This window comes from Glycomyces lechevalierae (assembly GCF_027622945.1).
In the GTDB taxonomy this organism is placed as follows: Bacteria; Actinomycetota; Actinomycetes; order Mycobacteriales; family Micromonosporaceae; genus Glycomyces; species Glycomyces rutgersensis.
This window is the reverse complement of record NZ_JAPZVQ010000009.1, coordinates 179,434-192,601: the sequence shown is the minus strand read 5'-3', so window position 1 is coordinate 192,601 and position 13,168 is coordinate 179,434. Positions and strand designations below refer to the sequence as shown.

Sequence of the window (13,168 nt, the reverse complement as noted above, 5' to 3'; positions counted from 1 at the left end):
CCCTTTCACGCGGCCGAGCCTACCGACCGCAGCCTGATCAGACGGGCGACCACTACCGCCGCACCCGCGAGCGCGCCGATGAACAGCGTCAGCGTGAACGGCAGCGCGAAGTACAGCGTGCCCTGCCAGGTGACCGTGCGTCCGTTCGAGATGAGCGACACGAGCGAGGGATAGGCGAGGAACAGCGCCACCGCGGCCAGCGCCGGGAGGAGTCGGACGCCGATGCGCCAGGCCGGGCGGCCCGCGCGCTTCTCGGCCCAGCGGCGCGACCGTGCGACACCCATGGCGCCCAAGGCGATGGCCGCGAGCGACAGGACCGCCAGGACCAGCTCGAAGAGCTGGCGGCCGTGGCCGGGTTCGGGCACCGTGTCGCCCTTGAGCAGTGCCGACAGGCCCTCGAAGGCCCCCCAGGCGGGGTCGGTGAGCCCGGCGCCGTTGGTGAGCACCGCGATGCCGTACCCCGTTTCGGGGTCGATCCACTCGACGGCGTTGAACGTGGTGAGGTTCCCCGAATGCTGGAGCGTGCCGTCGGACTCGGTGCCCCAGCCCATGGCGTAGTCGTGGACCTCGGAGGGGGTGTGCATGTCCTTCAGGCCCTCCGGCGAGAGCAGTTGCGTGCCGAGGCCGTTCTGGCTGATGAGCCACTGCCCCATGTCTGCCGCGCTCGTGATGATGCCGCCGGAACCCGCGTTGTCGAGGAACCCGGGCTCCTCCTCGCGGGCGATCCAGAGCCCGAAGAGCGAGTTGTAGCCGAGCGCGGGGTCTTCGAGCTCGTCGCGGGTCGCGCTGTGCTCCATGCCGAGCGGCGCGAACACGCGCTCCTCCATGAACTCCTCGAAGGGCTGTCCGCTCGCGACCTCGACGAGGCGGGCGGCGACGTTGAAGTTCGGGTTGCAGTACTCCCACTCGGTGCCGGGGTCGGAGGCGAGGGAGTCGTCGGCGAGGCGGGCGACGTAGTCCTCGAGGGAGGTCGCCTCCTCGAGCTCGACGGTGTCGATCGTGGTGTCGGAGAACCCGGAGGTCTGGTTGACGAGTTGGCGGACGGTGATCTCGTCGGCTCTCTCGTCGGCCATCGTGAAGCCGGGGAGCTGGTCCGCGACGGGTTCGTCGAGGGCGATCGCGCCCTCCTCCGCGAGGATCATGACGGCCATCGCCGTGAACGACTTGGAGACCGAGGCGACGCGGAACGGGGTGTCCGCGGTGACCTTGTCGCCGTTGGAGTCGTGGCCGTACCCGGCGGCGTGGACGACCTCGTCGCCTTTGGTCACGACGACGGAGATGCCGGGGGCGCCGGAGGTCTCGTAGAAGTCGGTCATGTAGTCGTCGATCGCCTCGGCGGTCGGCTCGGTCGCGGGCGCGGCGGAGGCTGCGGGGGCGGTGAGCGTCAAGGCGGTGAGGGCGATCGCGGTGGCGGCGAGGCCTTTGGCGAGCCGGGTCCGTGCGGGGTGTTGTGGTCGTTTCGGGTGCATGTTTGAAGGCTATGGATTTTCGGGGCCGCTGCCTTCGGTCGAATTTCCGAAACCACCCCTGACGAAAGTTAGGGGTCCCGGCCCGCTACTCATCCTTATTGCTGAGGTAGCAGCGCCAACTGCGGCAGTCCGCGATGCGGTCGAGGCCCAGGTAGGGGGCGGTCCACCTGATGAATCCGGCCGCGTCCACGAGCCCCGCGAGGTCGAAGGCGACCGGGAGGAGTTCGAGCTCGGTCGCGGTGAGGAGCCGGACCTTCTGGTAGCCGGCGAGCGCGGCCTCCGCGACGGCGGCGGGGAGACGAAGGTCCGGCCGCTCCAAGGCCGCGTACTGGAGGAGCCGGGCGAGGTCGAGGATCAGCGGGCCGTGGTTGAGTTCGTCGAAGTCGAGCACGGCGGTCACCCGGCCGTCCTCGGCCAACAGGTTCCGGCGGTGGAGGTCGTGGTGGAGCGGGCCCGCCGGCTGTTCGGCGAGGAGCGCGAGCGCTTCCGCGTGGTGGTCGAGGAAGCGGCGGTTCTCCTCGCGCCACTCGTCTCCCCCGGCGAGTTCGACGTCGCTGTCGGCCGCGGACCCGAGGACGTCGAGGCGGTCGATCACGGGGATGCGGTCGTCGGCCCAATCCATTGCGGCCGTGTGCATCCGGGCCAACAGTGCCCCGGACTGCTCGGCGAGGTCCAGTGTCATCGCGGGCGGCACTTCGCCGGAGGCGAAGGGGAACACCGCGATCGGCCTCCCCGCGACCAGCGCGAACGGGTCGCCGTTGTCGGCGGTGTACGGCATGGGTGTCGGGAAGCCCTCCCGCGCGAGGTGCGCGACGAACACGAGTTCGGCCGCGACCTTGGCACGCGTCGAGTGCACGTATTCGCGCACGACCACGTCGCCGCGGTCGGTGCCGACGCGGGCGTTGATGTTGTCCTCGCCGCCGAGCAGCGGCTCCGCGCCGCCGCGGGCTTCGAGTCCGAAGCGCGCCAAGAACACGGGCAGGTTGAGCCGCAGTTCGCCGTTCGGCCAGTTCGGGTTGCCGGTCATCTGGTCAGCATTCAGTGAGGGGACTTCCGGAGCAAGCGGTTAAGCGCCCGAACCGCTCACCGGACGCCAGCCCGCCGGCGGGTCCTCCCCGACCCTGCCGTCGACCGCTTCCCTGAGCAGGTCCGCGTGCCCGGTGTGGCGGCCGTACTCCTCCACCAGGTCGAACACGATCCGCCGCACACTCAGATGCCCTCTGCCCGGCCATTCGAGATGCGCGGGCTGGTCGAGCCCGCCCTCCTCCAGGATCGCGGCCAGCCGCTCGCGCGAGCGCGCGACCGCCGCGTCCCACAGGTCGTACAGGAACTCCGGCGAGTCGTCGGCGGCCGACGAGAACTCCCAGCGGTCGCTGTCGTCGAGCAGGCTCTCGTCCCAGTCCGGGCCCGGGGCGCGGCCCCGGATCTTCCAGTTGAACGTCACGTCCTCAACGCGCGCAAGGTGCTTCAGCAGCCCGCCGAGCGTCAGCGCCGAAGCGCCGATCCGCGTGTTCAACCCCTTCGAGTCGAGGTCGTCGGCCTTCCACCGGAAGGTCACCCGCAGCCGGTCGAGGGCCCCGACCAGGTGCGCCTCGTCGGTCCCCGCCAGCGGCGGCTCCCACCAGTAGTCGTTCTCACTCATGCCGCCACCGTAACCGCCGCCACCGACAACCCGCGTGAAATGCGTTGCGCCCGCGCGGCCCGCCCGCATAGGGTCCGGGGCATGGTGAATCCGGAATCGGACACGGCAGGGGCTGCCGGTCACCCGCCAGCCCCCTGATCCGTCAGGCATGACCCGGGGCCGCTGGCCGCGGTGACGAGACGTCCCATCCGAACGCTCGACACCACGGAGTCACCCGATGCCACTGCCCGTCTACCTGCTCGCCCTGGCGGTCTTCGCCATGGGCACGTCCGAGTTCATGCTCGCCGGCCTCCTGCCGGACCTCGCCGCCGACCTCGGCGTCCCCGTCGCCACCGCCGGCCTGCTCACCTCCGCTTTCGCCGTCGGCATGGTCGTCGGCGCCCCGCTCATCGCGGCCCTCGCCCGCCGCTGGCCGCCGCGCTCGAGCCTGCTCGCGTTCCTCGCCCTGTTCCTCGCCGCGCACGTCGTCGGCGCGGTCACCGAGAGCTTCGCGGTCCTGTTCGCCACCCGCGTCGTCGCCGCGTTCGCGAACGCCGGGTTCCTCGCGATCGCGCTCACCGCCGCGGCCGCCCTGGTCGCGCCGGACCAGAAGGGCCGCGCGCTCGCGGTCCTGCTGGGCGGCACCACGATCGCGACGATCGCGGGTGTCCCCGGCGGGGCGCTGCTCGGCGCGCTCCTCGGCTGGCGCGCCACGTTCTGGGCGGTCGCGCTGCTGTGCGTGCCCGCCGCGCTCGGCGTCCTCCGCGGCCTCCCCGACACGCGGGGAACGCACGGCCCGCATCTGCGGACCGAGCTCGCCGTCCTGCGGCGACCCCGGTTGCTCCTGGTGATGGGCTTGGGCGCGTTGGTGAACGCCGGAACGTTCGGCGCGTTCACCTATATCGCGCCCGTCGTCACCGAGACCGCCGGGCTCGGCGAACTCTGGATCCCGGTCGTCCTGGTGCTCTTCGGCGCGGGCTCGTTCGCCGGGGTCACGGCCGCCGGGCGCCTCTCGGACCGCCGCCCCGGCCAGGTCATCGCCGTCGCAGGCCCGCTCCTGCTCCTCGGCTGGTGCGTCCTCGGCCTCTGGGCCATCCACCCCGCGGTGCTGCTGCCGCTCGCGTTCGCCCAGGGCGCGTTGGCGTTCGCGGTCGGCAGCACCCTCATCGCCCGCGTCCTCTACGAAGCCGCGGACGCGCCGACGATGGCCGGCTCCTACGCCACCGCCGCATTGAACGTGGGCGCGGCGGCCGGCCCGATCCTCGCCGCGTTCACGCTGGCGGCAGGACCGGCGGGCCCGCTCTGGGCCGCGGCCGCGCTCGTCGCGGCGGCGCTGCTCCTCGCGGTGCCGGGACGCCGCGTGTTCGCGAGCGCCGCAACGGCACTCACCCGCTAGCGGTCAACGAGTCGGCGACCATGGCGGCGACGGACCTGCCCAGGTCCGCGAGCCTGCCGTGGTCGCCGATGAGGATGAGGATCCAATAGAAGATCGGCCCGAGCAGCTGTGCGTGAACGATGGCGGCATCGGGTTTCGCCGCCAGCTCTCCGCGCTCCAGGGCCCGCTCGAGCACCGTGTCGATCACGAACCGCTCCCGTTCGATGAACGTCCCCGAGAACCGCGCCCCGAGCGCCTTGTCGCCGTGGATGTCGGCCAGGAGTCCGTGCAGCACATCGGGAGGCGCGGTCGAGAGCTGCTTGGCGATGACCTCGCAGACCGCCTCCAGATCACCCCGCAGCGAACCCGAATCCGGCGGCGGCTGCTCCTCCATGTCGTGCACCGTGGCCGCGAAGATCATCTCCTGCTTCGTGGCGAACCGCCGGTAGATCGCCGCCTTCCCGATCCCCGCCCGCGACGCGACCGCGTCCACGGTGAGCTTGGCGTACCCGCGCTCCGCCAGCAGTTCCCTTGTCGCGCCGGCGATGGCGTGGTCCACGCGACTGTCCCGGGGGCGCCCCACGGCTTGCTTCGGTTCAGGCATGGCCCTAGGATACAGAACCAGTAGTACCGAAACTATTGGTTCCATAATTGCAGCGGAGTCGCCCCATGATCAAGTCGGCCGGATGGATCTTCACCCTCCTCGGAGCCGGACACCTGCTCCTCGCCTTCGCCCTCACCGCCGGAACGCACGCGACCGCCTGGCTCGGCGGCGAACTCTGGATGCCCGAAGGCACCATCGCGCAGATGACCCCCGAAACGGGCGGCTTCTGGATGACCCTGGGCAGTTTCGGCATCCCGCTGCTCCTGCTCGGCCAGACCGTGCTCTGGCTGCACCGCAACGGCATCACGCCCCCGGCCTTCATCGCCTGGACCCTCGGCGGCTGGTCGGTGGCGGCGGGCCTGATCTTCGAGCCCGCCCCCTGGATCGCGGTCACCGTCGGCGCCGCGCTCCTCCTCGCCGGCGCTCGGAGGGCCGCCCGGTCCTGACGTCAGAGCCGGTTCGCGAGGCTCACGATCTCGACGTCCATCGACGAGTTCGCCGGGAAGTCGATCACGGACGGCGCGATGCCGGCCGAGACGAGGTGCGAGCCGAGCGCGGCGACCATGGCGCCGTTGTCGGTGCACAGCTTCGGGCGCGGGTAGCGCAGCGTGATCCCGGCGTCCTCGGCGCGTTCGACCGCGAGGGTCCGCAGGCGCGAGTTCGCGGCGACGCCGCCGCCGAGGAGGATCGTGTCGACGCCGTGCTCCTTGGCGGCGAGGATCGCCTTCTGGGTGAGCACGTCGCAGACCGCCTCCTGGAACGCCGCGGCCACGTCGTTGACGGGCACGTTGTTCCCTTCGGCGCGTTGCGCTTCGATCCAGCGGGCCACGGCGGTCTTGAGGCCGGAGAACGAGAAGTCGTAGCGGTGCTTCTCCATGTCCTTCGCGGCGGTGAGGCCGCGCGGGAACCGCACGAACGCCCGGTCGCCCTCCTTGGCGGCCTTGTCGATGTACGGCCCGCCGGGGAACGGCAGGCCGAGCAGACGCGCGACCTTGTCGAACGCCTCTCCGGCGGCGTCGTCGATGCTCGCGCCGAGCTGCGTCACCTTCCCGGCCAGGTCTTCGACCATCATGATCGAGGAGTGGCCGCCGGAGACGAGCAGGCCGATCGCGGGCTCCGGGATCGGGCCGTTCTCGAGCGTGTCGACCGCGATGTGGGCGCTCAAGTGGTTGACGCCGTACAGCGGCACGCCCGTGGCGAGCGAGTACGCCTTCGCCGCGCCCACACCGACCATGAGGGCCCCGGCGAGGCCCGGGCCGGCGGTGACGGCGATGCCGTCGAGGTCGGCGAGGGTGAGTCCCGCGTCGTCGAGGGCGCGCTGCACCGTGGGCACCATCGCTTCGAGGTGCGCGCGGCTGGCGACCTCGGGCACGACGCCGCCGAAGCGCGCGTGCTCGTCGACCGACGAGGCCACGGCGTCCGCCAGCAGCTCGTGGCCGCGCACGATCCCGACACCGGTCTCGTCGCACGAGGTCTCGATGCCCATCACCACAGGGTTGTTCTTCACAGGTCCATCCTCATCACTGCCGCATCGGTGCCGGTGTGCTGGTAGTAGTTCTTGCGCACCCCGATGCCGTAGAAACCGTACCCGTCGTACAGCCGCTGGGCCGGGACGTTGTCCACCGCGACCTCCAGGTACACGCTCTTCACCTCGTGCGCCCGGGCGCGTTCGATCAGGTCGTCCATGAGCATCCGCGCCACCCCCCGGCGTCGGGCGTCCGCGGCGACGGCGATGTTGTTGAGCCACAGCTCATCGCCGTTCAGCGCGGTGCCCGCGTAGCCGAGGATGCGGTCGCCGTCGAAGACCGCGCGATAGTCGTTCCCGGCCGAGAGCTCGGTCCACAGCAGGCCCTCGCTCCAGGCCTCGGGCCCGAAGATCGCGGTCTCCATCTCGGCGACGGCGGGCAGGTGCCACCAGCGCAGCCGGTCGATCCGCAAGTCGTTCATCGCATCAAGCTGTACCACGCGGCCGTCAGGCCGACGGCGCGGCTCCGGAGGGCTGCGCGTCGGGACGGCGCAGGTACAGCGGGGTCAGCTTCTCGGTCGGGGCGCCCGCGAGGAGGCGAGGCCCCGCGAGTTCGACGAGTTTCACCAGGTCAGGGTAGATCGCGGTGGCCTCGGCCTCCATCGGCAGCTCGTCCGCGTACTTGCTCGCGCCCTCGCCGATCGCGTAGTCGGCGCGGGTGTCGGGCAGCTCGCTCGGCTTGCACACCTGCGGTTCGCCTTCGCGCACACCGTCTTCGTAGACGGCCCAGTAGATCTCCTTGCGGCGCGCGTCCGTCGCCGCGAGGGCCCGGCCGCGCGTGTTGCCGCCGATGCCGTCGAGCGAGCAGACGCCGTAGACGGGAATGCCCGCGCCGTCGGCGAACGCCGCGGCCGTGACCATGCCCACGCGCAGGCCCGTGAACGGGCCCGGGCCTATCCCTGAGACGACCGCGTCGACGTCCTTGACCGTGCGGCCGGCGTCGGCGAGGCAGCCCTCGATGAACGGCGCCAGCTTCTCCACGTGCCCGCGCGCGTCCACCTCGCGGCGGAACGCGGTCAGGAACAGTTCGTCGTCGTCCAGGTCGACCAGCGCGGCCTGCACTGCGGCCGTGGACGTGTCGAGAGCGAGGACCCTCATGCGGCCGCACCCACCGGGGACTCGAGGGAAGCGAGGCGCGCGGCCCAGTCGCCGCCGCGGCCGTGCAGCTCGACCTCGCGGACCTCGTCCGCACGGCGCTCGATCGCGATCTCCAGGTGCGACTCGGCGAGGCGCTCGGCCAGGCCGGCGCCCCATTCGACCACCGTGACGGCCGCGTCCACATCCGTGTCGAGGTCGAGGTCGTCGAGCTCGTCGAGGGTCTCCAGGCGGTAGGCGTCGACGTGCACGAGCGGCACCCCGGCCGTGCCCGCGCGGTGCGAGCGGGCGATCACGAACGTGGGGCTGGTGATCCGCCCCTCGACGCCGAGCCCGGCGCCGATGCCCTGCGTGAGAGCCGTCTTGCCGGCCCCCAGCGGGCCGGTGAGGATCACGAGGTCACCCGCGCGAAGGACGGCGGCCAGCCGCCGCCCGAACTCGTGGGTGTCTCCGGCCGTCTGGAGCTGGAGCTTCACGTTTCACTCCTCCAAGTGCGTTTCGATGGGCCGCGCCGGCGGCGCGGTGCCCTACGGTTCGAGACGATGCCCGTGGTGGCGCGAGAACGGCGACCACCTGCGCGTCCGTTCCGGACCAGGGTGGGGACGAGGGTCGGCCCGCGTCGCCGCCGGGGCGGCGGACACGGCGGAGCCCCTGCCGATCTCAGCCACGACTTTGTCGATCATCTCCAACAACAGTTGTGAGATCTCACCAGGGTACTCCAGTTGCGGTGAGTGAGCCGCCTCGGCTATGAGCGCGAATCGCGACCCCCCGAGCGCCGCCGCCAGCCGCCGCGAGTGCTCCGGCGGCGTCAGCAGATCCTCGTCACCGACCACCACCAGCGCCGGCAAGCCCGTGAACAGCGGCAACGTCGCCGTCTCGTCGTGATCGAGGATAGCGCGCGCGTAGCCGACGATGCTCTGCATCGACGTGCGCCGGTTCATCCGCTCCACCAGCGTGACCAGCGACGCGGGCGGATCGATGTGCCCGAACGCGGCCTTGCGCGTCAGCAGCCACCCCAGGTCGCCCGCGAGCAGCCGCGACCGGTCGATGAGATCCGGCGTCCACCCCGCCACCTGCTGCAGCATCGGCAGCACCGTGCGCCGCAACCGCCGCAGCGCCCGCATCGGCCGCGTCTCGACCGTGTCGAGCCCGGCGGCACTGCTCGAGAAGAACGCCACGCCCTTCACGCGCTCCCGGAACTCCGGCTCGTAGAGGCGCGCGAACACCTGGATCGTCATGCCGCCCATGGAATGCCCGACCAGCACGAGCGGCCCGCGCGGCGCCACCGCCGCCAGCACGTCGTGCAGCACCCCGGCCAGGTCCTCGATCCCGTACTCGGTGCGCGGCAGCGGCCCCGACTTGCCGTGCCCGGGCTGGTCGTACAGCACCGCGCGCATCGACACGCCCGACCGCTCGGCCTCGGCGATCGCCTTGCGCTGGAAGTAGAACGTGGCCATGTCCTGCATGTAGCCGTGCACGAACACCACGGTCAGGTCCGCGTCGTCCGGGCCCGCCGTCTCCACGTGGATCGGCACCCCGTCGCTCGATTCGACGGTGAACACCGACCGCTGCGGCGGCAGCTCGAACGGCTCGTGCGCGTACGGATCCGCCGACGCCGCCCTCGTGCGCCGCGCCAGGTACCGCGGCACCCCCCACGCGATCGCGGCGCCCACGGCCACGCCACCGGTGACCCCGCCAGCGATCGCCAGACCGCGCCGCCGACGGGACTGCTTCTCACTCATGCGGCCTCGCAATGCTCTCGAACCCCAAGCCCCCGAACACTCAGCCCCCGAACACCAAGCCCTGCCATCATGCCCGGAACCTCCGCAGTGCGGTAGACGCGTCGTTCAGTACTCAGGCGCCGTCGTTATCAGGCACCGTCGTTATCAGGCACCGTCGTGATGTGAGCTGTCGCGCGGCTCCAGGCCCCGGTTCCACAACCGCGGCACCCGCGAACCGATCGCCGTCAGCACGTCGTTCGGGATCGTCCCCGCCCACGCCGACCAGTCGTCCGCGTCCGGATGCTGCTCGCCCGCGCCGATGAGCACGACCGGCTCGCCCGGCTTCACCACGTCGTCCCCGCAGTCGACCATGAACTGGTCCATGCAGATCCGGCCCAGCACCCGCCGGCGCTTCCCCGCCAGGTACACCTCGGCCCTGCCGGAGGCCGCGCGCGGCACCCCGTCCGCGTAGCCCAGCGGCACCAGCGCCACGTTCGTGTCCCGCTCCAGGTGCACGGTGTGCCCGTACGAGATCCCCGACCCCGCCGGGACCCGCTTCACCGACATCACGACCGACCGCACCTCGATCACCGGCCGCAGGTCGATCGCGAACTCCGGCACCGGGTTGTACCCGTACAAGGCGATCCCCGGGCGCACCATGTCGTACCGGGTCTCCGGGTCCGAGATGAGCGCCGCCGAGTTCGCCAGGTGCCGCACCTCGGGCTCCAGACCCGACGCCGCCACGGCCTCGAGGAACCGCCCGAAGGCCGCCTTCTGCTCCGCGTTCGCCGGGTGCCCGATCTCGTCCGCGCAGGCCATGTGGCTCCACGCGCCCACGACGACCAGCGAACCGGCCGCCTGATGCTTCGCCGCCGCCTCGGCCGCGAACTCCCATTCGTGCGCGGCCACCCCGCCGCGCGCCATCCCCGTGTCGCCCTTGAGGTGGATCCGCGCCGGACGCCCGGCCTTGTCGGCCGCCGCGGCGACCGCGTCGAGCTGCGCCAGCGACGACACCCCGAGCTCGACCCCCGCATCCACGACCTCGGCCAGGCCCGGCTGGTCAGGGGAGAAGAAGAACGCCATCACGGTCGTGTCCGCGAGGTCCGGCAGCCGCTTGAGCCGCCATGCCTCCCGCAGTGTCACGACCCCGAGGCTCGCCGCGCCGGCCTCGACCGCGACCCGCCCGGCCGGGACCATGCCGTGCCCGTACGCGTCGGCCTTCACCATCGCCAGCAACGGGACCCCCGCCACCGCGGCCAGGGTCTCCACGTTGTGCGCGAGGCGGCGCCAGTCGGCGCTGGCCTTGGCCAGGCCTGACATGGTGCCGAACTCGGGCTCGGTCAGGACGCGGTAGTTGTCGATCGCCACATATGCAAGGGTACGTGCCCGCCGCGCCCGCCCCTGGCAGGCCGACGCGGCCGCCCCGCCCCGGGTCGCGGACCGCGCGCACGGCACGGTCCGCGACCCGGAAACCGAGGTCAGGCGAGCTGCTCGCGCACGGTCCGCGCGGCCGCGACCAGCCCTTCCAGTGACGGCCGGACCTCCTCGTACCTGCGGGTCTTCAGACCGCAGTCCGGGTTCGCCCACACCCGCTCCGGGCCGAGCGCCGCGACGGCGAGGCGCAGCGCCTCCGCCATGTCCTCGGCGGCCGGCACGCGCGGCGAGTGGATGTCCCACACGCCCGGGCCCACCGCGCTGCGGTAGTTCGCGCGGTCGAGGTCGGCCAGGACCTCCATCTTCGAACGCGAGGCCTCGATCGACGTCACGTCCGCGTCCAGGGCCGCGATCGCGTCGATGACTTCGCCGAACTCGGAGTAACAGAGGTGCGTGTGGATCGCCGTCTCCGGCCGCACGCCCGCGGTCGCGATGCGGAACGAGCGCGTGGCCCAGTCCCGGTACGCCGCACGCGAAGCCGCGCGCACCGGCAGCAGCTCGCGCAGCGCCGGCTCGTCGACCTGGATGATCGCCGTCCCGGCCGCCTCGAGGTCGCCGACCTCGTCGCGCAGGGCCAGCGCGACCTGGTCGGCCGTGTCCGCCAGCGGCTGGTCGTCGCGCACGAACGACCACGCCAGGATCGTCACCGGCCCCGTGAGCATGCCCTTCACCGGCTTCTCGGTGAGCGACTGCGCGTACGAGGTCCACTCGACGGTCATCGGCGCCTGCCGCGCGACGTCCGCGAACAGGATCGGCGGGCGCACGCACCGCGAACCGTAGGACTGCACCCAGCCCGCGGCCGTGGTCGCGAAGCCCGTCAACTGCTCGGCGAAGTACTGCACCATGTCGTTGCGCTCGGGCTCGCCGTGCACCAGCACGTCCAGGCCCAGCTTCTCCTGCTCCGCGATGACGGCCGCGACCTCGGCCTTCATGCGCGCCTTGTAATCGGTGTCGATCATGAGGCCGCGCCGGTGCGCCGCCCGGGCGTTGCGGAGTTCCGCGGTCTGCGGGAACGAGCCGATCGTGGTGGTCGGCAGCGGCGGGAGCGGCACCCGTTCGGCTTGGGCCGCTTGGCGGTTCGCGTACGGCACCCGCCGGTCGGCGTCCGCGCCGAGCGCCGCGAGCCGCTCGCGCACGGAAGCGTCGCGCCATGCCTCGGGCGTCGCCGGACGCGCCTCGCGCGAGCCCTCCGGGTCCGCGATCTGGTTGATCTCTTGGAGCTTCTGCCTCGCGAACGAGAGCCGCTCGAACAGCGCCTCCGGGAGGTCCTGCTCGGGCGCGAGATCGACCGGGACGTGCAGCAGCGAGGACGACGAGGAGACCCCGACGCGGTCGCTGATGCGCTGCAGCCGTTCGAGATCGGCCGCGCCCTTCGCGAGGTCCGCGCGCCAGATGTTGCGGCCGTCGACCACGCCCGCGAGGAAAATTGTTTCACGTGAAACATTCAGTGCCTCAAGTGCTTCGAGGTCACTGCGGCCGCGCACCAGATCGAGCGCGACGCCCTCCACACCGGCTTCGAGCAGCACCGGAAGGGCCTCGCCGAACGGCCCGTAGCCGCCGGCGATGAGGATCTGCGTGTCGGCGGCGAGCCGCCGGTAGACCGCGGCCACAGCCTCCAGCTCGGCCTCGGTGCGGTCGGCGCAGAGCGCGGGCTCGTCGAGCTGGACCAGCCCGGCCCCCGCGTCCCGCAGGGCCGCAAGCAGCTCGGTGTACACCACGACGAGATCGTCGAGCCGGTCGAGCGGAGCGAATCCGGCCGGGGCTTCCTCGCTCGCCTTGGCCAGCAAGAGGAACGAGACGGGTCCGAGCAGCACCGGCCGGGCGTCGAGACCCCGCTCCTTCGCCTCCAGGAACTCGGCGACGGCCTTGGCGGGCTTGGCCGCGAACGCCGTCTCGGGCCCGATCTCGGGCACCAGGTAGTGGTAGTTCGTGTCGAACCACTTGGTCATCTCGAGCGGCACGGCCGCCTCGTCGCCGCGGGCGGCGGCGAAGTATGAGGCGAGCTCGCTGTCACGCCGGTGCCGCGGCGCAAGCGCGTCGACGGCGCAGATCGTGTCGAGCACGTGGTCGTAGAGCGAAAAGATCCCGGTGGGGACCGTGTCGAGCATCGAGAGGTCGTCGAGCATCCCGGACCGGACGGCCGCGGCGGCGTCCTCCAGGCCGGCGGCGTCGAGCCGGCCGGACCAGTGGGCTTCGAGCGCGCGCTTGAGCTCGCGGTTCGGGCCGATGCGGGGATAGCCGAGTGCGGTGGCCTGCGGTCGTTTCGCGGGCACGCTGGTAGTCGTGTTCATGTGTCAGTTCCCTCGAACGTGCGACAACGGGAC

13 protein-coding genes are annotated in these 13,168 nt (G+C 71.8%); 2 read left to right on the top strand and 11 right to left on the bottom strand.

The features are described 5' to 3' along the window. Positions 1-5: 5 nt before the first annotated feature. The 3 genes from O2L01_RS15910 to O2L01_RS15900 form a co-directional block, all read right to left on the bottom strand. Positions 6-1,469: a serine hydrolase domain-containing protein gene (locus O2L01_RS15910; RefSeq protein ID WP_270122951.1), complete on the bottom strand. Its 1,464-nt coding sequence runs from the start codon at positions 1,467-1,469 to the stop codon at positions 6-8. 85 nt (positions 1,470-1,554) lie between these two features. Beyond that, positions 1,555-2,496 carry a phosphotransferase enzyme family protein gene (locus tag O2L01_RS15905; protein WP_270122950.1) on the bottom strand — a complete coding sequence of 314 codons (942 nt, stop codon included), beginning with the start codon at positions 2,494-2,496 and terminating at the stop codon, positions 1,555-1,557. Between the two features lie 39 nt (positions 2,497-2,535). Beyond that, positions 2,536-3,111 (bottom strand): mycothiol transferase, encoded by a 576-nt coding sequence (locus O2L01_RS15900; protein ID WP_270122949.1) that lies wholly within the window; start codon positions 3,109-3,111, stop codon positions 2,536-2,538. Positions 3,112-3,328: 217 nt separating this feature from the next. On the opposite strand from O2L01_RS15900, the gene O2L01_RS15895 reads away from it, so the two are divergent. Then, positions 3,329-4,486, top strand: a complete 1,158-nt coding sequence (locus O2L01_RS15895) for a Cmx/CmrA family chloramphenicol efflux MFS transporter (protein ID WP_270122948.1) — start codon at positions 3,329-3,331, stop codon at positions 4,484-4,486. On the opposite strand, the gene O2L01_RS15890 is transcribed toward O2L01_RS15895, so the two are convergent. Further along, complete coding sequence (locus O2L01_RS15890; protein WP_270122947.1) at positions 4,476-5,069, bottom strand: TetR/AcrR family transcriptional regulator; 594 nt, start codon at positions 5,067-5,069, stop codon at positions 4,476-4,478. The two genes, O2L01_RS15895 and O2L01_RS15890, sit on opposite strands and share 11 nt — an antisense overlap. Before the next feature lie 65 nt (positions 5,070-5,134). Between O2L01_RS15890 and O2L01_RS15885 the strand changes: the two genes are divergently transcribed. Then, positions 5,135-5,515: a hypothetical protein gene (locus tag O2L01_RS15885; protein ID WP_270122946.1), complete on the top strand. Its 381-nt coding sequence runs from the start codon at positions 5,135-5,137 to the stop codon at positions 5,513-5,515. 2 nt (positions 5,516-5,517) lie between these two features. On the opposite strand, the gene tsaD is transcribed toward O2L01_RS15885, so the two are convergent. The 7 genes from tsaD to metE form a co-directional block, all read right to left on the bottom strand. Continuing rightward, on the bottom strand, positions 5,518-6,576 hold the full coding sequence (gene tsaD, locus O2L01_RS15880) for a tRNA (adenosine(37)-N6)-threonylcarbamoyltransferase complex transferase subunit TsaD (RefSeq protein WP_270122945.1): 1,059 nt from the start codon (positions 6,574-6,576) through the stop codon (positions 5,518-5,520). Beyond that, complete coding sequence (rimI, locus tag O2L01_RS15875) at positions 6,573-7,016, bottom strand: ribosomal protein S18-alanine N-acetyltransferase (RefSeq protein WP_270122944.1); 444 nt, start codon at positions 7,014-7,016, stop codon at positions 6,573-6,575. The genes tsaD and rimI overlap by 4 nt, the downstream gene beginning before the upstream one ends. Before the next feature lie 25 nt (positions 7,017-7,041). After that, entirely contained in the window at positions 7,042-7,692 is a 651-nt protein-coding gene (gene tsaB, locus O2L01_RS15870) for a tRNA (adenosine(37)-N6)-threonylcarbamoyltransferase complex dimerization subunit type 1 TsaB (protein ID WP_270122943.1), read from the bottom strand. Further along, positions 7,689-8,165, bottom strand: a complete 477-nt coding sequence (gene tsaE, locus O2L01_RS15865) for a tRNA (adenosine(37)-N6)-threonylcarbamoyltransferase complex ATPase subunit type 1 TsaE (protein ID WP_270122942.1) — start codon at positions 8,163-8,165, stop codon at positions 7,689-7,691. The genes tsaB and tsaE overlap by 4 nt, the downstream gene beginning before the upstream one ends. 51 nt (positions 8,166-8,216) lie before the next feature. After that, positions 8,217-9,431, bottom strand: a complete 1,215-nt coding sequence (locus O2L01_RS15860; RefSeq protein ID WP_270122941.1) for an alpha/beta fold hydrolase — start codon at positions 9,429-9,431, stop codon at positions 8,217-8,219. A 144-nt stretch (positions 9,432-9,575) separates the two neighbouring features. Further along, the gene (gene alr / locus O2L01_RS15855; RefSeq protein ID WP_270122940.1) at positions 9,576-10,778 is read right to left on the bottom strand and encodes an alanine racemase; all 1,203 of its coding nucleotides are present in this window, start codon (positions 10,776-10,778) and stop codon (positions 9,576-9,578) included. A gap of 110 nt (positions 10,779-10,888) precedes the next feature. Further along, on the bottom strand, positions 10,889-13,135 hold the full coding sequence (metE, locus tag O2L01_RS15850; protein ID WP_270122939.1) for a 5-methyltetrahydropteroyltriglutamate--homocysteine S-methyltransferase: 2,247 nt from the start codon (positions 13,133-13,135) through the stop codon (positions 10,889-10,891). Between the last annotated feature and the right edge of the window lie 33 nt (positions 13,136-13,168).